We start from the raw sequence: 20,178 nt of genomic DNA on the forward strand, positions 1-20,178 counted from the left end.
CCCTTGCCGCAACCAGCCTGTTGCCGCAGTCCGAACTGACTTTCAAGGCCGCGCTGGCCGGTTACGAAACCGGCAAGGTGGATTTTGCGACGCTGCTCGACGCCCAGCGGCAGATTCGCCAGGCCCGGCAGGGCCGCATCAAGGCCCAGGCGGAAGCCCAGCTACGTCTTGCAGAAATCGAACGAATCCTCGGAGAAGATCTATGAAAACAGGCGCAGGTATTGTGATCGGCCTCTCGGTCGCCCTGGCTGCCGGTGGTGGCTACTGGCTGGGCCAGCGGCCGGTGGCCGGCCACCCGGAGCCCTCTGTGGCTGTTGCGACGACATCTGTTGAAGGCATGAAAAAGGAGCGCAAGCTCCTCTACTACCGCAACCCGATGGGCTTGCCGGACACCTCGCCGATGCCCAAGAAGGATCCGATGGGGATGGACTACGTCCCGGTCTACGAAGGGGAGGCGGACGAGCCCCCGGCAGCCAACTCGATCAAGATCAGTACCGAGAAAGTGCAAAAGCTTGGCGTGCGTACCGAGGCAGCGGAACTGCGCGCCCTCGACAAGCAGGTGCGCGCTGCCGGCCGGATCGAGATCGATGAGCGGCGCAGCTTTGCCATTTCCCCGAAGTTCGAAGGCTACGTGGAGCGCCTGCACGTGAACGTCACCGGCCAGCCGGTCGCCAAGGGCCAGCCGCTCTTCGAGGTGTACAGCCCGGAACTGGTCTCCGCCCAGCCGAATCGAGTTTGCTGCGTCTCAGGAACTGGGACATCTCCGAGGAGCAGATCCGTGCGTTGGCAAAATCCGGTGCATCCAAGCGCACGCTGACCTTCCGTTCCCCGGTTTCGGGCGTCATCACTGAAAAGAAAGCGCTACAGGGGATGCGCTTCATGCCGGGCGACACCCTGTATCAGGTGGCCGACCTGTCATCGGTGTGGGTTGTCGCCGACGTGTTCGAACAGGACATCGCTCAGGTGCGTACGGGGGCCGTGGCGAAGGTGCGCATCAATGCCTACCCGGACAAGGTCTTCGAGGGCCGCGTGACCTATGTTTATCCGACCCTCAATGCGGAAACGCGGACGGTGCCGGTTCGGGTTGAACTGGCCAATCCCGACCAGCTCCTGAAGCCCGCGATGTTCGCCCAGGTGGAGGTGCCGGTAGGAGGCAAGGGACAGGTCGTGACCGTGCCGAATTCGGCAGTCATCGACAGCGGCACTCGCCAGATCGTCCTCATCGCGCACGGCGAAGGGCGCTTCGAGCCGCGGGACGTGAAGCTGGGTGGGCGTAGCGAGAACCATATCGAAGTGATGGATGGCGTTAAGGCCGGCGAAAAGGTCGTCGTTGCCGCCAACTTCCTGATCGATGCGGAAAGCAACCTGAAAGCCGCGGTCGGCGGGTTTGGGCATTCGGGCCATGGCGGTGCACCGAAGCCCGGCAAGGACAGCGAGAAGCCTGCGCCGACGCCCCAGGCGGCTGGACACCGGGCCGAAGGGACGGTGGACAGTGTCGATGCCAAGGACGGGACGGTCAGCCTGAATCACGGCCCTGTCGCCAGCCTCAAGTGGCCGGCGATGACCATGGAGTTCAAGGTGGCCAATCCGTCACTGCTGCAGGCCTTGAAGCCGGGCCTCAAGGTGGAGGTCGAGTTCGTCGAGCGCCAGCCCGGCGAATGGGTGATCACCTCGGCGGCCCCCGCCGGCAAAGCAGCCACGTCGGCGCCGGCTGCCAATCCTCACGCAGGCCACTGACACAGGATCCATCATGCTGGCCAAAATCATCGACTGGTCGGGCCGGAACCGCTTCCTGGTTCTGCTCGCCACGCTGTTCATTCTCGCCGCCGGGGTGTTCGCGGTACTGCGTACGCCCATCGACGCGCTACCCGATCTCTCCGACGTGCAGGTCATCGTCTACACCGAATACCCGGGGCAGGCACCACAGGTGGTCGAGGACCAAGTCACTTATCCGCTGACCACGGCGATGCTGTCGGTGCCCAAGTCCAAGGTGGTGCGCGGCTTTTCGTTCTTCGGGGCATCCTTCGTCTACATCATTTTCGAGGACGGCACCGACATCTACTGGGCCCGCTCGCGGGTGCTGGAGTACCTCAACTTCGCTTCCGGTCGCATGCCGAAGGGGGTGACACCACAGATCGGGCCGGACGCCACCGGCGTCGGCTGGGTGTATCAGTACGCGCTGCTGGCCAAGGACAAGACCCTCGCCGAACTGCGCACGATCCAGGACTGGTATCTGCGCTATCAGCTGGCCAAGGCCCATGGCGTGGCGGAAGTCGCTTCGATTGGTGGCTTCGTGCAGACCTATCAGGTCACTGTCGATCCGGTGAAACTGCGCGCCTATGGCATTCCGCTGATGAAGATCGCCCAGGTGATCCGCGACTCCAATCGGGATGTAGGTGGCCGCGTGGTGGAAATGGCCGAGACCGAGTACATGGTGCGCGGCAAGGGCTACCTGCGCGGCAAGGACGATATCGAACGCTTGGTGGTCAAGGCCGACAAGGGCACGCCGGTGCTGATCCGCGACATCGCACGGGTCGAGCTGGCACCCGACGAGCGTCGGGGGCTCACCGAACTCAACGGCGAAGGCGAAGTGGTGGCCGGCATCGCGATGGCCCGCTATGGTCAGAATGCGCTGGAAGTCATCCATAACCTGAAGGGCAAGATCGCCGAGATCGGCCCCGGCCTGCCGGAAGGTGTGACCGTACAGACGGTCTACGACCGCTCCGAGCTGATCCACCGGGCCATCGAGACCCTCAAGGGCACGCTGATCGAAGAATCGATCATTGTGGCGCTGGTCTGCGTGGTCTTCCTTCTCCACGTACGCAGCGCCCTGGTGGCGATCCTGATGCTGCCGGTGGGTGTGCTGATGGCCTTCATCGCGATGCGCCTCTTGGGTATGAACTCCAACCTGATGAGCCTGGGGGGCATCGCCATCGCGATCGGGGCGATGATCGATGCGGCCATCGTGATGATCGAGAACGCCCACAAGCATCTGGAACGTCTGCCGGACGGGCATTCGGCGGCAGAGCGCCTGGAAGCGATGCTGGCCGCCTGCAAGGAAGTGGGGCCGGCGCTGTTCTTCTCGCTGCTGATCATCACCGTCTCCTTTTTGCCAGTGTTCACACTGGAAGGTCAGGAAGGCCGGCTGTTCTCCCCGCTGGCCTACACCAAGACCTTCTCGATGGCCGGCGCAGCGATTCTGTCGGTCACCCTGGTGCCGGTGCTGATGCTGCTGTTCATTCGAGGCAAGATCATGCCGGAGGCGAAGAACCCGGTGAACCGGGTGCTGATCTGGGTGTATCGGCCGATCATCGCCACGGTGATGCGCTGGAAGAAGATGACCATCGTCCTCGCGGTGATCGCCCTGGCCGTATCGGTCTATCCCGCCTCCCGCCTGGGCTCCGAGTTCATGCCGACCTTGAACGAAGGCACTTTGCTCTACATGCCGGCCTCCCTGCCGGGTATGTCGATCACCAAGGCCGCCGAGCTGATGCAGACCCAGGACAAGATCATCAAGAGCTTCCCTGAAGTCGAATCGGTCTTTGGCAAAGCCGGCCGTGCCAATACGGCCACCGACCCGGCACCGACCGAGATGTTCGAGACCGTCATCAACCTCAAGCCACAAGCCGAATGGCGGCCGGGCATGACGACCGACAAGCTCATCTCAGAAATGGACAAGGCGCTGCAGTTCCCCGGCGTCGCCAATGCCTGGACGATGCCCATCAAGGCCCGCACCGACATGCTGTCCACCGGCATCCGCACGCCGATCGGCATCAAGGTCTTCGGCAAGGATCTTGGTGAAATGGAGAAACTGGCCAAGGAGATCGAGGCGGTCGTCAAAACGGTGCCGGGCACCACCAGTGCCTTTGCCGAGCGCATCACTGGTGGCTTCTACCTCAACATCGAACCAGACCGGGAACAGCTGGCCCGCTACGGCCTGGCCGTCGGCGACCTGCAGGACGTCATCGGCAGCGCGCTGGGTGGCGAGATGGTCACCACCACCGTTGAAGGCCGTGAGCGCTTCGGGGTGACGGTACGCTACCCGCGTGAGCTGCGCTCCGACCCACAGCAGATCGCCCGTGAAGTGCTGGTGCCGACCATGGGGGGGACGATGGTGCCGCTGGGGCAGTTGGCGAAGGTCAAGGTGGAGAAAGGCACCCCGGGCATCCGCACGGAGAACGCCTTGTTGTCGGCCTATATTTTCGTGGACATCCGCGATCGGGACATCGGTGGTTACGTGGCCGATGCGAAGAAGGCGGTCGCCGAGCAGATCAAGTTCCCGCCGGGTTACTACGTCACTTGGAGCGGTCAGTTCGAGTTCATGGAGCGCGCCATCGAGAAGATGAAGGTTGTCATCCCGATCACGTTGCTGACCATCTTCCTGCTGCTCTATCTGAACTTCCGGCGCATCACCGAAACGCTGATCGTCATGTTGTCCGTGCCTTTCGCGCTGGTCGGCGGGGTGTGGCTGATGTGGCTGCTCGGCTACAACCTGTCGGTGGCCGTGGCGGTGGGCTTCATCGCCCTGGCCGGCGTGGCGGCGGAAACCGGCGTGGTGATGCTGATCTATCTCGACCATGCCTGGGAAGCCGTGAAGGCGACGTGCCGCGAGAGTGGCCGCAGTCCGAACGTCAGTGATCTCTACGCAGCCGTGATGGAGGGCGCTGTCGAGCGCGTGCGGCCGAAGATGATGACCGTCGTCGCCATCATGGCGGGCCTCTTGCCGATCATGTGGGGGACGGGCACCGGTTCCGAGGTGATGAGCCGCATCGCCGCGCCGATGGTCGGCGGAATGATCTCCTCGACGGTGCTGACCCTGGCGGTGATCCCGGCGATCTACGCATTGGTCAAGCAATGGCGTTTGAACCGAGGAATTGAGCAATAAGCATGAGTTACATAAAGAAACTCGTTCTAGTTGTTATGACAGTGAGCAGCATCTCTGTTAGTGGGCAGGGATGGGAAATACCAAAACACAGTCCTGGGCTTAAACCAGACGCACAAGCTGGGAAGTCACTTTTCAATAGCCAGTGTGCTGCGTGTCATGGCGCAGATCTGAAGGGGACCGCGAAGGGACCTCCGTTCCTTCATCGCATCTACCTTGCATCCCATCACTCTGACATGGCATTTCAGATTGCAGTAAAGAATGGCGTTCGTTCCCACCATTGGCAATTTGGGGACATGCCTCCAATTCCACTCGTTACGCCAGACAGCGTGGCACACATAATCGCCTACATTCGTCGCGAGCAGCAGAAGGCTGTTATCGAATAAGCAAGGGTAAAAGTACGATTGAAAGTGAAAAAACAGGGAGAGCTTCCTGTCTTAACGATGTCTGAAATGTAATTCGAGCCTCACCTGATTGTCAGTCAGAGGGTCTCAAACTGATCGCTCCGCGTTGTATGCGGAAACAGCAGAGAGACAATTGACATGACAATCAGAACTTTACACTTGGAAACGGGGCGACATCTCCTCGGTGGGGCAATGCAAACCAAGCACCTTGTCCATGGCTTAGAGGAGCGTGGAGTGCCTGCTCTCCTTGTCTGTCCTGACGACGGTGAGCTTTATCGTGCGGCGACGCGAGAGGGGCTTGATGTTCAAGGAGTGCGCTATCGAGGCGATCACGACTTAACACTGGTCTTGAAGCTGGGCAGGATCATCCGCTCGGCAAAGCCCGATATCGTACATTTACACAGCCGACGAGGCGCAGACATCTTGGGAGCCCTGGCCGCAAAGTGGGCTGGACATCCAAATGTAATCACTACCCGGCGTGTGGATAATCCTATTTCAGCGGGAGTTTTGAACGGCTTCTGTATTGGAAAAATCCCGAAGGCAATAGTTTGCGTATCTGACGGAATTTCAAGTGTAATGAAGGAGGCTGGTTTTCCTTCCGATAAAATAACAGTGATTCATAGCGCGGTTGATGCAAGCGCATATGACTCGGCCTTGAGTAAATGGGAGGCTCGGAGAATCCTGGGTGTATTGCCTGCATCTCCGCTGTTGTGTGTCATCGGACAGCTTATTGCTCGGAAAGGGCACCATGTCCTGCTGGATGCACTTCCTTCGTTAAGGAATAAATTCAAGGACATCCGTGTCTTGATTGTAGGAAGCGGAGCCGTTCGTTCTAGACTTGAAGCTCAGGTTCATAAGCTTAATCTTGATGGGTGTGTTCAATTCATGGGTTTTCGCTCTGACATCTCCACAATTCTCCGTGCCAGTGATCTGCTAGTCCATCCAGCGCTTCGAGAGGGGTTTGCCAATGTCGGCCTGCAGGCGATGGCAAGCGGCATTCCTGTTGTCACCACGAGTGTAGGTGGCATGCCAGAGATGGTTCAGCACGAAATAACGGGTCTTGTTGTCCCCCCTGGAGACTCAAAGACGCTAGCGCAGGCTATAGAAGAGTTGCTCTCCAATCCAGGAAGGCGTTCTATGATGGGGCGCCTGGGGCAGGATATTGTCCGGGAGAGCTTCTCTGTTGAAAAAATGGTCGATTCAAACCTTGCTCTATACCAAAAGGTTTTGGCTTCGCGTCCTTCTTGATTCAGACCGCAGGAGATAAGCGCAGATTTTGTTGTCAACTTAACGCAAAGACAGGAGGTGTTGATGAAGAAAGTCGCAATCGCCATGGCTGCGGCGATGCTGCTAGTCTTGGGTGCGTGCGCAAGCTCTGGCTTTGCCCCTGATGACAGCGCAGGGCACGTCCACTCGGGGCACTCACACTAAACTACTCAAGAGGCGCGACCGGTTGATTACTCGCACATATCAGCCGTGTCGGCTATAGCCTGCGACAGATTTTCCTTTTCCAGATCGAAGCCGAAATAAAGGCTGTGGCCTGCATGCACTGCGGCGCAGCCTGTGGCGATTCTTCGAGCACAACGAACTGGAAAATGCGGCCCACGCCGGCACCAGGGCATGCTGTAGCCGTCCACCGACGCCGCGCTGATTCTTGTCTTGCAAGGTAGGAGGCCGTGATGATCGATTCTCGTGAGCCATCCCAAACTGGAACTGATGGTCATTCCCACCATTTCCGGCGCGGCAAGTGGGTGTGGTGGGTGTTTGCCGCCATCGCCCTGTTCTACCTGCTGACGGAACACCGCGCGCATCTGTTTGGTGTTTTGCCCTACCTGTTTCTGCTGGCTTGCCCCCTGATGCACCGTTTCATGCATGGTCATCAGGGTGCTCACAAGTCGCATGACCGCGATACCGGTGAAGGAGGAGACGGCCATGGACGCCAGTAACGGTGATTATGGGTTGTGGACGCTCGTCGCCATCAACTCGATCTTCTTCATCCTGTTTGCCGCCAGTTACTTCAAGCCGCAGAGCAAGCAGGACTGGCGAACGTTGGGCATGTTCTCGGCTTTTGTCGTCGCCCTGTTCACGGAGATGTATGGCTTTCCGCTGACCATCTATCTGCTCTCGGGCTGGTTGTCGGAGCACTTTCCGGGCATCAACTGGCTTTCCCATGACGCGGGGCATCTGCCCGAAATGATTTTCGGCTGGAAGGCCAATCCCCATTTCGGCCCTTTCCACCTCCTGTCCAGTCTCTTCATCCTCGGCGGTTTCTGGCTCCTCGCTGATGCCTGGCCAGTGCTCTATGCCGCGCAGAAAGCGCAGACGCTGGCCTCGACGGGCCCTTACGCCCGAATCCGTCATCCCCAGTACGCCGCCTTCATTCTCATCATGATCGGCTTCCTGCTGCAGTGGCCGACCCTGGTCACGCTCACCCTGTTTCCTATCTTGCTTATGACTTACATCCGCCTGGCGAGACGGGAAGAAAGACGGGCACTGGACGCATTCGGCGAGGAATACCGCGACTACCTGCTCAGAACGCCCGGGTGGTGGCCAAAGTGGGGCAGCCACCCGACGTAACCTTGAAGGCCGGGTAACGATCAAGGTCGAGACAAAAAGGAGTTGTCATGACATCCCCAGCGTCCGGACACGTGCACGACCCTGCCCATCATCACGTTCCGTCCTCTTCTGGGCAGGCCGCACCAGGAAGCGCGACAGACCCGGTCTGCGGAATGACGGTGAAGCCGGAATCGACTTTTCAAAGTGAGTGGGAAGGCGTGACTTACCGCTTCTGCAGCAGCAAATGCAAGACCAAATTTGATGCAGGCCCGCGTGGGTACTTGCAGCCTGCAAAGCCCGCCGTCACCGATCCCGGCACCGAATACACCTGCCCGATGCATCCGGAGATCCGGCAGATCGGTCCGGGAGACTGCCCGAAATGCGGGATGGCGCTCGAACCGGTCCTGCCTGATCTGGCGACCGAAGACGACAACAGCGAATACCGGGATTTCCGTCGGCGTTTCTGGTTCAGTTTGCCGTTTACCGTTGTGGTGGTGTTCCTGGCCATGGCAGGCCATCTGCTCGGCGGTCTGTCGCCGACCCTTCGCAGTGGCGTGGAACTGGTCCTGAGCGTGCCCGTCGTTTTGTGGGCTGGCTGGCCCTTCTTTGTTCGGGGCGCGCAGTCGGTGGTCCATCGCAGTCCCAACATGTGGACGCTGATCAGCCTGGGTACGGGCGCGGCTTTCCTTTATAGCGTCGTCGCGACGCTGGCACCTGGCTTGTTTCCATTGTCGTTCATGGCACATGGCCGGATCGGCGTCTATTTTGAAGCGGCGGCCGTCATCATTTCGCTGACGCTGCTGGGCCAGATGCTGGAGTTACATGCCCGTTCGCAGACCTCGGCGGCAATCAAGTCGCTGCTGGGCCTGGCACCGAAGACCGCACGGCGGATCCTGGCCGATGGCAGTGAAGAGGATGTTCCGCTCAACCATGTCCATGTCGACGATCTCCTGCGCGTCCGGCCCGGCGAGAAAGTGCCGGTGGACGGTGCGGTGGTCGAAGGAAGCAGTTCGGTCGATGAGTCGATGCTGACCGGCGAACCCTTGCCGGTCAGCAAGCGGGCGCCGGACAAGGTGATCGGCGCAACGATGAACACCTCGGGCAGCCTCGTCATCCGCTCCGAGAAAGTTGGCGCTCAAACCATGCTTGCGCAGATCGTGCAGATGGTCGCCCAGGCCCAGCGCTCCAGGGCACCGATGCAGCGTCTGGCCGACGTGGTGGCCGGGTATTTTGTCGTCGCGGTAGTCACCGTTGCCCTCGCCAGCTTCTTTGCCTGGGGGCTGTCTGGAGGCGATCAGGGTTGGGTCTTCGGACTAATCAGCGCGGTCTCGGTGTTGATCATTGCCTGTCCCTGCGCCCTCGGGCTGGCAACCCCGATGTCGATCATGGTGGCGACCGGCAAGGCCGCCACGCAGGGCATCCTCTTTCGGGATGCGGCCGCAATCGAGGATCTGCGCCGAATCGACACGCTGATCGTGGACAAGACCGGCACCCTGACCGAAGGGCGTCCCGCGTTCGAACGGGCCGTCGCCTTGCAAGGCAACAGCGAGGACGAGATTCTGCGGCTCGCCGCCAGTCTTGACCAGGGTAGTGAACATCCGCTGGCCGATGCCATTGTGCGTGCTGCGCGTGAGCGGGGGATGAGTCTCGACAAGGTCGAGCAGTTCGAGTCGGCGAGCGGCATCGGCGTTCACGGTACGGTAGGAGGCCGGCGCCTGGCACTTGGTAACGTGACGCTGATGGCGCAGGAGGGCATCACGCTTGAATCGTCTACCGAACTTGCAGGGCGTGCGGAAGTACTCCGCCAGAGCGGCGCCAGCGTGATTCATCTTGCCCGTGATGGGCAGCTTCTCGGCCTGCTGGCTGTTTCCGATCCGATTAAGGCGAGTACGCAGGAAGCCTTGGCGAGCCTGCGGGCGGCCGGGCTGCGCGTAGTGATGGCGACCGGCGATGGTTTTACCACCGCACGTGCTGTGGGGCAGCGGCTTGGTATCGATGAGGTCTACGGAGAGGTCAAGCCGGCCGACAAACTTGCTCTCGTGGAAAAATTTCAGCGCGAAGGACACGTCGTGGCAATGGCCGGCGACGGCATCAACGACGCACCGGCCCTCGCCAAGGCCGATGTCGGCATCGCCATGGGAACCGGGACCGATGTAGCCATGAACAGTGCGCAGCTGACCCTCGTCAAAGGCGATCTGAGAGGCATTGCCCGTGCCCGTGCGCTGTCGGTCGCCACGGTCCGCAACATGAGGCAGAACCTGGCCTTCGCGTTTCTCTACAACGTCCTCGGAGTCCCGATTGCCGCCGGCGCCCTCTATCCGGCATATGGACTGGTTCTCTCGCCGATGATTGCCGCCCTGGCGATGAGTTTTTCGTCGGCCAGCGTGGTCGGCAATGCACTGCGCCTCAGGAAGGCAGAGACAGGCAAACAGACTTCCTGACATTTCAAGGATAGGGATGTAATGGTTGCGTCACCCCTTTGTCAGTCGCCAGATCGCACACTGAGCGTGCGAACTCACAAGGAGGCAACATCATGAAACGCAATTTGGGTGTGACACTTGCTGGCGTAGCACTGATCCTGACCTTGGGTGCTTGTTCATCAACGCCCCCCGTTGCAGAGATCCCGGAGGCCATTTCCAGTGCTTCAACTGCGGCTGACCACCAACGTATCGCCGACTACTTTGCCAAGAAGGCCGTGAGTTACGAGACGGAAGCCAAGCAACACGAAAAAATGGTGGCCTCTTACTCTGGCCGTCCGAGAGGTGATGCGGGTTTGTGGGCGGCCCACTGCAGCAATCTGAAGACCAAGCTCAAGGAAGCGGCCCAAGAGGCCCGGGCACTGGAAAAGGGGCATCGCGACCTGGCGGAGAGTCTTGGCAAATAAGTCATTGCCGAGCCGGCGTGAGTCTCGTGCGGTTCGGCCTGGACAGAGGAACATCATGCAAGAAGCGAACGAAGACCTGAGAGCGCGTCTTCAGGCCAATCTCGACGTAGCGGCCGGACTCTGCCGTCTGGGCTTCACCTACGGTGAGCAGGTGACGACATTGACCACCGAGACGATGCAGAAGTGGGTGCATCAGGCTGACCACGACCCCAAAGCGTTGTTGCTGGGAGACGTTGCGGGTTTCACCGCGGCAAGTGGCCGGATTGCGGTGGACCACTGGTCGGCACTGCTTTCGTGCACGCTGGAATTTCAGAAGGCATTCCTGGCGGCACTTCCTAAGCGCTAGCCGCGTAGCGGTCAGGAGAAATCTGACAGGAATGTAATCACCGGGTCATGTCTCTGACGGTTCCAGAAGCACAAACTGGCCTTGTCGGACCCGCCCGCCGGCATCTCGAATCTTCTGGATACCCTTTTTGGAGAAGCTGTCATGAAAGTCAATTCTTTTCTCTCGACCGCACTGATTGCCACCGTTGCGGCTCTGTCTTTTGGCGCTCAGGCTGCGGATGCCGACAAGGCACCCGCCGAGCAAACCGAAAAGACGACGCCGAAGAAGGTGAAGCCCCATTCCCACATGACGGAAAAGACGGGGCTCCCAGCGCCTGAGGCCAAGACAGACAAGGCTGCTCCGGCCAAGGATGCAAAGCGTCACAACCACCAGCGGGACATGAAGTAAGCGCAGTCATTCAGAGGCCCCTTGAAGGGGCCTCGGTGTTTTGACCATGAAAACCCCAACCCACGATGAACACGGGAGCCGTTGTTCTTGCCGCCTTCTGGCTGAGACCGTCGGCTGCAAGCCCGAGGCCATCGCCTTTTCCTTTTGCCAGGCGGTGTTGATGAAGCGCTGGGTCGTGGAGTGCAACCACGGCTGCATGGACAAGGCGCCTGCTTCAAAACTCAGTAGCAAATGGCACGAGACCGGACCGATCGATCCGGTGAAGGCCATCCAGATCATGAACGAACAGGAGTAAGTTGCCATGCCCCTCGTTGCCGGAATTGGAAGCCTTGGGCCGGTTCAGCCGACCTCGGACGCTGGGCACAGTGGTCACACCGTTTCGGCAAGTGGCACCTCTTCCTTTGCCGGCGCTCTTTCACAGGTCATGAGCAGAACGACCAGTACGGCCCCGTCGGGGACGCCCAGTCCAGCATCCAGTACGGGGGGCGCACCGCAGAGTTCAGCACAACGCGATACACGGCCCTCTTTGGGGGATGTCTTCCAACCCCGTCACATCCCATTGGTGGGATCAGGGCACCCGAGCCATGATTTTCAGCAACTCGCCTTGGGCTTGAGGGCCTATCGTCAGCAAATCATCGCGTCAAATATCGCCAACGCCGATACCCCCGGCTACAAGGCCGTCGACATCGATTTCCAGGACGCGCTACGTAACGCCCAGGCGGCGACGAATGTGCCTCCAGTATCCCTGACCACGACCTCAGCAGGGCACTTGCCAGGACAAAGCACCGGCACCCCGCCTCCCATCCCCCTGAAATACCATGTTCCGAGCCAAGGCAGTGTCGATGGGAACACCGTCGAAATGGATGTCGAACGGGCCAAGTTCGCGGAGAACACGCTGATGCTCAAGTTCTCAATGGATCGGGTGAGTGGGCACTTCAAACACGAAATCGAAATGCTCCAGAGCCTGAAGTGAAAAGCTGACATGAGCCGCCTGTTGCCAGAAACTTCTGGCCAGCTGCACGGGATGCTGGCCATCAGGCTTGGGTTGGCTGCGACCGTTGTTGCGCTGGTTGCCGGTGGCGTTGCTTATTTCGTTGAAACCTACCGGGCGGAACAGGCCGCACTGGAGCAGGCCACCGGCAGCGCCCGCCATTTCGCCACGCCTGCGATGCAGGTGATCGTTGGCGCTGGCCGGCCTGACGGTCATGACGAACTGGAGCGCTTGCTGGACAAGAGTCGTTTTGTCGGGCTACAGGTCTTTGATCGTGATGGCAGTCCGGTTTACGAGAACTGGGGGAGTAGCACCGTTTCGCTGATAGACGTGCTTCGTGCCCAAACCTTGAAACGTCCCGAGGGGCACCAGATCCACCGCACCTGGATCGAAGTGGGTTCCGAGCATCTGATCCACGTCGTTGTCCCGATCTCCGGTAGCGATGGGCGTCTTGTCGGATATGTGAGGACCCTCAGCCGGCTCGATGCGGAAACTCTCCAGGCTCAACGGGACCAGGTTCGCACGGGGGCGCTTACCGCTATTGGCGCCGTGGTGGCGACAGCGCTGGTTCTATATCCCCTGATGCTGGCTTTGCTGCGGCGCTCAACGGACTTGTCCCGTTCCTTGCTGGACTCCAACCTGTCGCTGATCCGCTCCCTGGGAAACGCCGTGGCCAAGAAGGATTCCGGTACCGATGCCCACAACTATCGAGTCACGCTCTACGCGATTGGTTTGGCTGAAGCACTGGGGGTCTCGGCGGAAGATATCTCGCACCTGGTTGCCGGTGCCTTTCTGCACGACGTGGGCAAGATCGGGATTCCCGACAGCATCCTCCTGAAGGGGGGCTCGCTGACGCCCGCCGAACTCCTGGTCATGCAGACGCATCCGGTCCTAGGTACTGAGATCGTCACCGGAAACCCCTGGTTGCAGGAGGCTGCCGTGATCATCCGGCACCACCACGAACGTCTGGACGGAAAAGGTTACCCCGATGGTTTGCGCGGCGAGGGAATTCCCCTGATCGCCCGGATCTTCGCCGTCGTGGACGTGTTCGACGCGCTCACTTCCGAGCGCTCCTACAAGTCGCCGATGGGGCTCGACGAGGCTATGCAGATCATCGTGCGTGAATCCGGAAGTCACTTTGATCCGCGCATCGCGACTGCGTTCATGGATATCGCCCCTGCGCTGTACGTCACGATCACGCGGGCAGATCCGAACGAACTACGACAACGTCTCCATGAGGCGTTGTTGCGCTACTTCAAGCTGGGTGTCTTGCCGCCGGTTGTGTAGTTCACGCCAGGTGCAGGACGTGTTCGGTAGGTGCGAGTCCCGTCGAGCCTTCGGTTGGTGATACCCTGATCGACTACCTGTTCTGCCTTCCATCTGCATGTCTGAAACTACCCGTCTCTTGATTGATCGCTGGAAGCAAGACCCGAATGGAACCTACCAGTCCTGGTTCTTGTGGCCCGAACGACTGAAGAACTTCCGCTCAATCCGGCGTGGAATCGGCCAGGTCATCAAGGAGATCGACGAAGGCTCGTTCGGCAACGTCTATCGAGGATCGTCCCTCCAAACGGTCGTGGCCTCGATTGCCGAGCAGCGTCAGATCTTCAAGGGGGCCGATCATGCGTTCCTGTGGAAGCCCAAACTGCGGATTCCGGACATCTACGAAGACCGGGACAATCAACGCGCCTTTGGACGGCTGCTGCATGCGTGCGACTGCTGCACCAAGGAGGCCGACGTGCTCCAGGCGATCCGCACGCTCGAAGCCAAGAGCATCAAAGGCCTCGGCCCCGCCGCGGCCAACCTGCTTTACTTCATTCACCCGACGATCGTCGTCCCGTTCAATACCGCCATCGTCAAAGGCTACAACGCGTTGACCGGCGCTGCCGTCAAGCTTGGGCGTTGGGATCATTACCTTGCGATGCGGCAGGGACTCATCGAGTTCAATCAGCGCCACCGGGATCTTCTGTCCAATGATCTGGGCGCGGTTGCCGGGCTCATGTTCGATCTGGGCATGGAGCGCTATCCCTTGCCGCCCGCCGAGGGAGATGCCAAGGCAACCGATGCCTGGGCCAAGGATCTGGCCGCAGTCCGGGAGGAAACCGCCGCCTTTGCCAAGCAACTCGACAAGAATCGGGTTTCCGACGAGGGGCATACCGAAGTGCAAGGGTGGCTGAGAGATCTGGGGCTGGCCCTGGGGTTCTCGGTGTGGATCGCCAGCAACGACCAGAGTCGGCCCTATAACGGAGGGCGCCTCGCCGATGGGTGCCTCACGGTCTTACCCCTGGCCTTGCAAAATGAAGGGGCTGACGCGGTGCGGCTCATCGATGTGATCTGGCTGGAACGAGAATCCGGTGCAGTGGTGGCGGCTTTCGAAGTCGAACATACAACCTCGATTTACTCCGGCATCGTGCGGCTGCTGGATCTGGCTTTGTCCGGCGGTGCGGCCAAGCGCCATTATCTATTCCTCGTCGCCCCCGATGAACGAGAGGCTGATGTCCGGCAGCAGGTGCTGAGGCCGGCCTTCTCACAGGTGAGGGAACTCAACATCCGCTATCTGCCGTATGGAGAGCTACGACAGCACCGGGAAGCCATCGCCCGTTTCGGGGCTGGTATCAAGCCTGTGGAGGCGATCGCCAGAATGTTCTGAATTCGCGTCGATACGAGCACATGTTCGTAATCAGCAACGAATCCCGTGAGCCCCCAAGCCGCTTCAGCGAACATCGGGGGCTCCGCTATACCTCATGTACGAACGGGCAACTAGCTACCGTCACCATGTCGTAGTAGCGAGTCAAGCCGCATGACCTCATCGCCATGCATGATGATCTTCCGGCCATCCTTGGTTTCCATGACGGTTTCTTTCTTCATACGAGTCGCACGGCCATACTTGTCTTCCATGGCCATTTTTCCGTCCTTGAAGATATAAACCGTCGAGCCATCCTTCAGCTCGATGACCTCTCTTGCCGCGGCACGTGCCTCATCAGAAGCGAATGCGCCCGTTGTACCCAGGATGCTCAGCGCGGCCACGACCAGCATTTTCTTCAGCATTTCTCTCTCCTTCAGGTTGTGTGCAGGTGGTCCTGCACTTGTATGATGGACGGTGGCTCCTTACGGGAGCCAAACCGCCCGATGACAGTTTTGTCATCGGGCGGTTATATTGTCGGGCTGCTTTATTGCTGGATGAAACGTAGCTGTTGGCAATCCCGACTGAGTGTCAGGGCACGAGCAAGAAGCGCGAATGCGGTCGCGTCGGATCCACAAGCGAGTTTCGTGGGGGCTACTTGGGGGCGCCTCAGAACTCGGAGAATAAGGCACGCTAAGGCGTAGCTGCCGAGCTACGTCACGGCGCCACTACGACGTTCTTTTCTTTCCATGTAGAGACGCAATCAGCGGACAGGAAACGTTCCCTTTCCGTGCATGGCAGGCGCACACCAGTTCAGACAGCACGGCCTCCATGCGCGCCAGGCTAGCCATTTTCTCGCGCACGTCCTTTAGCTTGTGCTCGGCCAGACTGCTAGCCTCCTCGCAATGGGCACCATCTTCCAGCCGCAGCAGCTCGGCGATCTCCTCCAGGCTGAAGCCCAACCGCTGAGCTGATTTCACGAACCGCACCCGCGTTACATCCGCCTCACCATAGCGGCGGATGCTGCCATGGGGCTTGGCCGGCTCCGGCAACAAACCCTTGCGCTGATAGAAGCGGATGGTCTCCACGTTGACCCCGGCCGCCTTGGCAAAAACGCCAATAGTCAGCTTCTCCAAATTATTTTCCATATCGCTTGACTCCGTACATGACTACGGAAGTAAGGTTACTCGATCACTTTTGAATCCAAAAGGACAGACGCATGTCTGAACCTCAAAACGGGCGCGGTGCGCTCTTTGCTGGAGGGCTGGCCGCCAGCCTCGCCTCTACCTGTTGCCTCGGCCCGCTGGTTCTGGTCGCCTTGGGATTCAGCGGGGCATGGATCGGTAGCCTGACAGTGCTGGAGCCGTATCGCCCGATCTTCATCAGCGCAGCTTTGGTGGCGCTGTTCTTCGCTTGGCGGCGCATCTACCAGCAGGCAGCCGCCTGCAAACCAGGTGAGGTTTGTGCGATCCCCAAAGTACAAACTACCTACAAGCTCTTCTTCTGGATCGTGGCCGCACTGGTTGTTGTCGCGCTCGGATTTCCTTACGTCATGCCATTTTTCTATTAATTACAGAAGTTCTTCATGAAAAAAAAGCTCGCCTCCCTGGCCCTCGCCTCCGCCGTTACCCCCGTGTGGGCCGCCACCCAGACCGTTACGCTGTCCGTACCGGGCATGACCTGCTCCGCCTGCCCCATCACCGTCAAGAAAGCGATTTCCAAGATCGAAGGTGTCAGCAAGGTTGACGTGACCTTCAAGACACGCGAAGCGGTTGTCACGTTCGATGATGCCAAGACCAGCGTGCAAAAGCTGACCAAGGCAACCGGAGACACGGGCTATCCGTCCAGCGTCAAGCAGTGAGCCGATGAACTCGAACCTGGGACAGTCATGGGACTGATCACACGCATTGCCGACAAAGCTGGCGCGCTTGGCTGCGTTGTTTCGGCGGAGGGGGCGCACCACCTGTTTTGTAGCCCTCACCAGCTTGGGTGCGGCCATCGGGCTGGACTTTCTACAAGAATGCGAAGGGTTGTTCATCTCCAAGTTGCTGCCGCTGTTCGCAGTCGTGGCTTTGCTGGCGAATTCACTGGGCTGGCTGAGTCATCGGCGATAGCACCGCAGCCTCCCCAGTGTGGATAACAGTCGAGGCCGTAGCTAACATGAATAAATAGGAGTTGTTGCATGCCCCATCTAAAAATCACCGGCATGACCTGCGAATCGTGCGCTGCGCACGTCAAGGAAGTGCTGGAAAAAGTACCCGGCGTGCACTCGGCGCTGGTGTCCTATCCGAAGGGCACAGCGCAACTCACCATCGAGCCGGGCACGTCATTGGATGCGCTAACCACTGCCGTAGCAAGACTCGGCTACCAGGCCACGCTTGCCGATGCCCCACCCGTTTCGAAGTCCGGCGGGTCGCTCGACGAGATGCGCGGGTGGCTGGGCAGCGGCCACAAGGCGAGCGGCGATGACAATACACTGCATGTCGCCGTGATCGGTAGCGGCGGAGCCGCCATGGCGGCGGCGCTGAAGGCCGTTGAACAAGGCGCACGCGTGACCCTGATCGAACGTGGCACCATCGGTGGCACTTGCGTCAATGTGGGCTGCGTGCCGTCCAAAATCATGATTCGTGCCGCCCACATCGCCCATTTGCGTCGAGAAAGCCCCTTTGACAGCGGTATCGCAGCAACTGCACCTGTGATTGACCGCAGCAAACTACTGACCCAGCAGCAGGCTCGCGTAGAAGAACTTCGGCATGCCAAGTACGAAGGCATCATGGACGGCAATTCAGCCATCAACGTTCTACGTGGTGAAGCGCGTTTCAAGGACGACCAGAGTCTTGTCGTCCGTTTGAACCAGGGTGGTGAGTGTGTCGTGACGTTCGACCGCTGCCTGGTCGCCACGGGGGCCAGTCCGGCCGTGCCGTCGATTCCAGGCCTGAAAGAGTCACCCTACTGGACTTCTACCGAGGCCTTGCTCAGCGACGCCATTCCCGAACGCCTGGCCGTGATCGGCTCGTCGGTAGTGGCGCTGGAACTGGCGCAAGCCTTTGCCCGGCTGGGCAGCAAAGTGATGATCCTGGCGCGCAGCACCTTGCTCTTCCGGGAGGACCCGGCCATCGGCAAGGCCATGACTGCCGCTTTCCGTGCCGAGGGCATAGAGGTGCGGGAGCACACGCAAGCGAGCCATGTCGCCCATGCGGACGGCGGATTCGTGCTCACCACCGGACATGGCCTCGTTGTTGCCGACAAGCTGCTGATCGCCACCGGCCGCGCACCGAACACGTGCAGCCTGACGCTGGATGCGGCGGGAGTCACAGTCAATGTGCAAGGTGCCATTGTCATCGATAAGGGCATGCGCACGAGCAACCCGAACATCTACGCGGCCGGCGACTGCACCGACCAACCTCAGTTCGTCTATGTGGCGGCAGCGGCCGGCACCCGTGCCGCAATCAACATGACGGGCGGAGACGCGGCCCTAGACCTGACCGCGATACCGGCCGTGGTGTTCACCGATCCACAAGTGGCGACCGTGGGCTACAGCGAAGCGGAAGCGCACCGCGACGGCATCGAGACCGACAGCCGACTGCTCACGCTGGACAACGTGCCGCGTGCGCTTGCCAACTTTGACACGCGCGGCTTTATCAAGCTGGTAGCCGACGCCGGCAGCGGGCGCTTGATCGGCGTGCAGGCGATCGCGCCGGAAGCAGGTGAACTGATCCAGACGGCCGCCCTGGCAATTCGTAGCCGCATGACGGTACAGGAACTGGCCGACCAGTTGTTCCCCTACCTAACGATGGTCGAGGGGCTGAAGCTCGCGGCGCAGACCTTCAACAAGGATGTGAAGCAGCTTTCCTGCTGCGCCGGGTGAGAAAAAGTAGGCGTTCGATGAACGCCTATACGGTGTCTCGACTGGCCCTTGATGTCGGGGTGAGCATGCATAACGTGCGCGACTATCTGCTGCGCGGATTAGCGTGCTTTACTTTCCGTTTTCTGAGACGACCCCTACTTGCCCTTGGTCGCTTCGTAGAGGCCGTGTCCGCCCACACCCTCTTCGTGGTTGTCCTTACCCCGGTCCAAGGTCTTTTCGGCTTCGCGCTTTTTGGCCTGGCTTTCCTTTGTCGCCGGCGGCATCTTCTTGGCTTCATGGAGTGCGTGACCGCCAACCCCCTCCATGTGGTTGTCCTTCTCCCGATCCCAGTTCTTCTGCAGATCGCGTTCCTTCTTCACATCGGCAGCCGTGGGTTTGCCTTGCTTTTGCAGTTCGTTGAGGGTGTGTCCGCCAACGCCTTCAACGTGATTGTCCTTGTCGTTGATATCTGCATGGGCAGCGCCGGCAGCGAGCAGCAGCGCGGCAAATATGGTGGAAATGAGTTTCATGATTTTCTCCTTTGGTTCGGTCATGAGTGAGCCTGCAGTTGAAGCATGCGCTACCGACCCTTACGAGACCCGAACATGGGGGTGACAATTGCGTCACCTGCATGTCAGGAACAGGAGCCTCGTCCAGACTTCCAGAGGATGGTCGCTCCCACCACCGTCCCGATCACAAAGTGAAAAAAGGGCTCCAACGCCGTTGACCTTCCCATGATGGCAAGGTCTAGCCTGCTCCTGTCACCTCAACAGGAGTTGCATCATGAGTTCTTCCACTGTCACGCTGCCCCGCCAGGCGCTATCGATCGGTATTGAGGGCATGACCTGCAGCAGTTGCGCTGCCCGCGTAGAAAAGCAGCTGGCTCGCCTGCCCGGCATTTCCAAGGCCACCGTCAGTTTCCCCACCGAATCGGCGTTGCTGGAGTCCGATTCGGTCGTTGACCTGTCCGTACCGGTTTAAAACTGACCAGGTGTACCGGTTGAATTTTGACCAGGGACGATAGCCGCCCGTCATTCAGGCTGCTGTGGATAAGTCTATCGGTTTTTCCCTTCCTGGGAAGCTCCTTCCACGTCGATGGCGAGGTGTGTGTTGGCGGTGCGCCCTCCGCGCAGGGCGGAGCCCGGAGCGGAGGGCGCACCGGGGCGCCGTCAGAAGGGTTCAGCATCCTCGGCCGCGCCCGATGTCCGCCTCGCTTTCTCCCGGGTCTTGATCTTTGATCTGGCCACCGCGCTGCTGT

Annotated in this window: 23 protein-coding genes and 1 pseudogene; 21 read left to right on the forward strand and 3 right to left on the reverse strand. The window is 59.9% G+C overall.

What is annotated here, in order from left to right:
- From HHL15_RS24890 to HHL15_RS24960, 16 genes and pseudogenes are all read left to right on the forward strand, one after another.
- A partial coding sequence (locus HHL15_RS24890) for a TolC family protein (RefSeq protein ID WP_169148491.1) occupies positions 1 to 206 on the forward strand: 206 nt, incomplete at its 5' end.
- 218 nt (positions 207 to 424) lie between these two features.
- Positions 425 to 1,293, forward strand: a pseudogene (locus HHL15_RS26965) (efflux RND transporter periplasmic adaptor subunit); the annotation flags it as partial.
- Between the two features lie 3 nt (positions 1,294 to 1,296).
- Complete coding sequence (locus tag HHL15_RS26970) at positions 1,297 to 1,737, forward strand: copper-binding protein (protein ID WP_328825093.1); 441 nt, start codon at positions 1,297 to 1,299, stop codon at positions 1,735 to 1,737.
- A 13-nt stretch (positions 1,738 to 1,750) separates the two neighbouring features.
- A complete protein-coding gene (locus HHL15_RS24900; protein ID WP_169148492.1) occupies positions 1,751 to 4,885 on the forward strand; it encodes an efflux RND transporter permease subunit in 3,135 nt (1,044 codons plus the stop codon).
- A 35-nt stretch (positions 4,886 to 4,920) separates the two neighbouring features.
- Positions 4,921 to 5,268, forward strand: a complete 348-nt coding sequence (locus tag HHL15_RS24905; protein WP_235943664.1) for a c-type cytochrome — start codon at positions 4,921 to 4,923, stop codon at positions 5,266 to 5,268.
- Positions 5,269 to 5,478: 210 nt separating this feature from the next.
- Positions 5,479 to 6,534 (forward strand): glycosyltransferase, encoded by a 1,056-nt coding sequence (locus HHL15_RS24910; RefSeq protein WP_206198967.1) that lies wholly within the window; start codon positions 5,479 to 5,481, stop codon positions 6,532 to 6,534.
- Positions 6,535 to 6,965: 431 nt separating this feature from the next.
- A complete protein-coding gene (locus HHL15_RS24915) occupies positions 6,966 to 7,232 on the forward strand; it encodes a DUF2933 domain-containing protein (protein WP_169148494.1) in 267 nt (88 codons plus the stop codon).
- Entirely contained in the window at positions 7,219 to 7,863 is a 645-nt protein-coding gene (locus HHL15_RS24920; RefSeq protein ID WP_169148495.1) for a methyltransferase family protein, read from the forward strand. Before HHL15_RS24915 ends, HHL15_RS24920 begins: the two co-directional genes overlap by 14 nt.
- A gap of 47 nt (positions 7,864 to 7,910) precedes the next feature.
- On the forward strand, positions 7,911 to 10,283 hold the full coding sequence (locus HHL15_RS24925; protein ID WP_169148496.1) for a heavy metal translocating P-type ATPase: 2,373 nt from the start codon (positions 7,911 to 7,913) through the stop codon (positions 10,281 to 10,283).
- 92 nt (positions 10,284 to 10,375) lie between these two features.
- Complete coding sequence (locus HHL15_RS24930) at positions 10,376 to 10,726, forward strand: hypothetical protein (protein ID WP_169148497.1); 351 nt, start codon at positions 10,376 to 10,378, stop codon at positions 10,724 to 10,726.
- A 55-nt stretch (positions 10,727 to 10,781) separates the two neighbouring features.
- Positions 10,782 to 11,072 (forward strand): hypothetical protein, encoded by a 291-nt coding sequence (locus HHL15_RS24935; protein WP_169148498.1) that lies wholly within the window; start codon positions 10,782 to 10,784, stop codon positions 11,070 to 11,072.
- Positions 11,073 to 11,213: 141 nt separating this feature from the next.
- Complete coding sequence (locus tag HHL15_RS24940) at positions 11,214 to 11,459, forward strand: hypothetical protein (RefSeq protein ID WP_169148499.1); 246 nt, start codon at positions 11,214 to 11,216, stop codon at positions 11,457 to 11,459.
- A gap of 46 nt (positions 11,460 to 11,505) precedes the next feature.
- Positions 11,506 to 11,754, forward strand: coding sequence for a hypothetical protein (locus HHL15_RS24945; protein ID WP_169148500.1), 249 nt, complete (start codon positions 11,506 to 11,508; stop codon positions 11,752 to 11,754).
- Positions 11,755 to 12,021: 267 nt separating this feature from the next.
- Positions 12,022 to 12,432: a flagellar basal body rod protein FlgB gene (flgB, locus tag HHL15_RS24950; RefSeq protein ID WP_328825094.1), complete on the forward strand. Its 411-nt coding sequence runs from the start codon at positions 12,022 to 12,024 to the stop codon at positions 12,430 to 12,432.
- 9 nt (positions 12,433 to 12,441) lie between these two features.
- Positions 12,442 to 13,737, forward strand: a complete 1,296-nt coding sequence (locus HHL15_RS24955; RefSeq protein ID WP_169148501.1) for an HD-GYP domain-containing protein — start codon at positions 12,442 to 12,444, stop codon at positions 13,735 to 13,737.
- A gap of 97 nt (positions 13,738 to 13,834) precedes the next feature.
- A complete protein-coding gene (locus HHL15_RS24960; protein WP_169148502.1) occupies positions 13,835 to 15,100 on the forward strand; it encodes a type II restriction endonuclease in 1,266 nt (421 codons plus the stop codon).
- A gap of 110 nt (positions 15,101 to 15,210) precedes the next feature.
- Here HHL15_RS24960 and copK read toward each other — a convergent pair whose 3' ends face one another.
- Entirely contained in the window at positions 15,211 to 15,498 is a 288-nt protein-coding gene (gene copK / locus HHL15_RS24965) for a periplasmic Cu(I)/Cu(II)-binding protein CopK (RefSeq protein ID WP_169148503.1), read from the reverse strand.
- Between the two features lie 303 nt (positions 15,499 to 15,801).
- The gene (merR, locus tag HHL15_RS24970; RefSeq protein ID WP_169148504.1) at positions 15,802 to 16,221 is read right to left on the reverse strand and encodes an Hg(II)-responsive transcriptional regulator; all 420 of its coding nucleotides are present in this window, start codon (positions 16,219 to 16,221) and stop codon (positions 15,802 to 15,804) included.
- Between the two features lie 71 nt (positions 16,222 to 16,292).
- On the opposite strand from merR, the gene merT reads away from it, so the two are divergent.
- The 4 genes from merT (at position 16,293) to merA (ending at position 18,941) form a co-directional block, all read left to right on the forward strand.
- Positions 16,293 to 16,643, forward strand: coding sequence for a mercuric ion transporter MerT (gene merT / locus HHL15_RS24975; protein WP_169148505.1), 351 nt, complete (start codon positions 16,293 to 16,295; stop codon positions 16,641 to 16,643).
- A 15-nt stretch (positions 16,644 to 16,658) separates the two neighbouring features.
- Entirely contained in the window at positions 16,659 to 16,934 is a 276-nt protein-coding gene (gene merP, locus HHL15_RS24980; protein ID WP_169148506.1) for a mercury resistance system periplasmic binding protein MerP, read from the forward strand.
- Positions 16,935 to 17,010: 76 nt separating this feature from the next.
- Complete coding sequence (locus tag HHL15_RS24985) at positions 17,011 to 17,187, forward strand: MerC family mercury resistance protein (protein WP_456243189.1); 177 nt, start codon at positions 17,011 to 17,013, stop codon at positions 17,185 to 17,187.
- Between the two features lie 68 nt (positions 17,188 to 17,255).
- Complete coding sequence (gene merA / locus HHL15_RS24990) at positions 17,256 to 18,941, forward strand: mercury(II) reductase (protein WP_169148507.1); 1,686 nt, start codon at positions 17,256 to 17,258, stop codon at positions 18,939 to 18,941.
- 134 nt (positions 18,942 to 19,075) lie between these two features.
- On the opposite strand, the gene HHL15_RS25000 is transcribed toward merA, so the two are convergent.
- Positions 19,076 to 19,450 (reverse strand): hypothetical protein, encoded by a 375-nt coding sequence (locus HHL15_RS25000; protein ID WP_169148490.1) that lies wholly within the window; start codon positions 19,448 to 19,450, stop codon positions 19,076 to 19,078.
- Between the two features lie 253 nt (positions 19,451 to 19,703).
- Between HHL15_RS25000 and HHL15_RS25005 the strand changes: the two genes are divergently transcribed.
- Positions 19,704 to 19,901 (forward strand): heavy-metal-associated domain-containing protein, encoded by a 198-nt coding sequence (locus HHL15_RS25005; RefSeq protein ID WP_169148508.1) that lies wholly within the window; start codon positions 19,704 to 19,706, stop codon positions 19,899 to 19,901.
- Positions 19,902 to 20,178: the final 277 nt, after the last annotated feature.

It is taken from the genome of Zoogloea dura, assembly GCF_012927165.1.
Taxonomy (GTDB): Bacteria; Pseudomonadota; Gammaproteobacteria; order Burkholderiales; family Rhodocyclaceae; genus Zoogloea; species Zoogloea dura.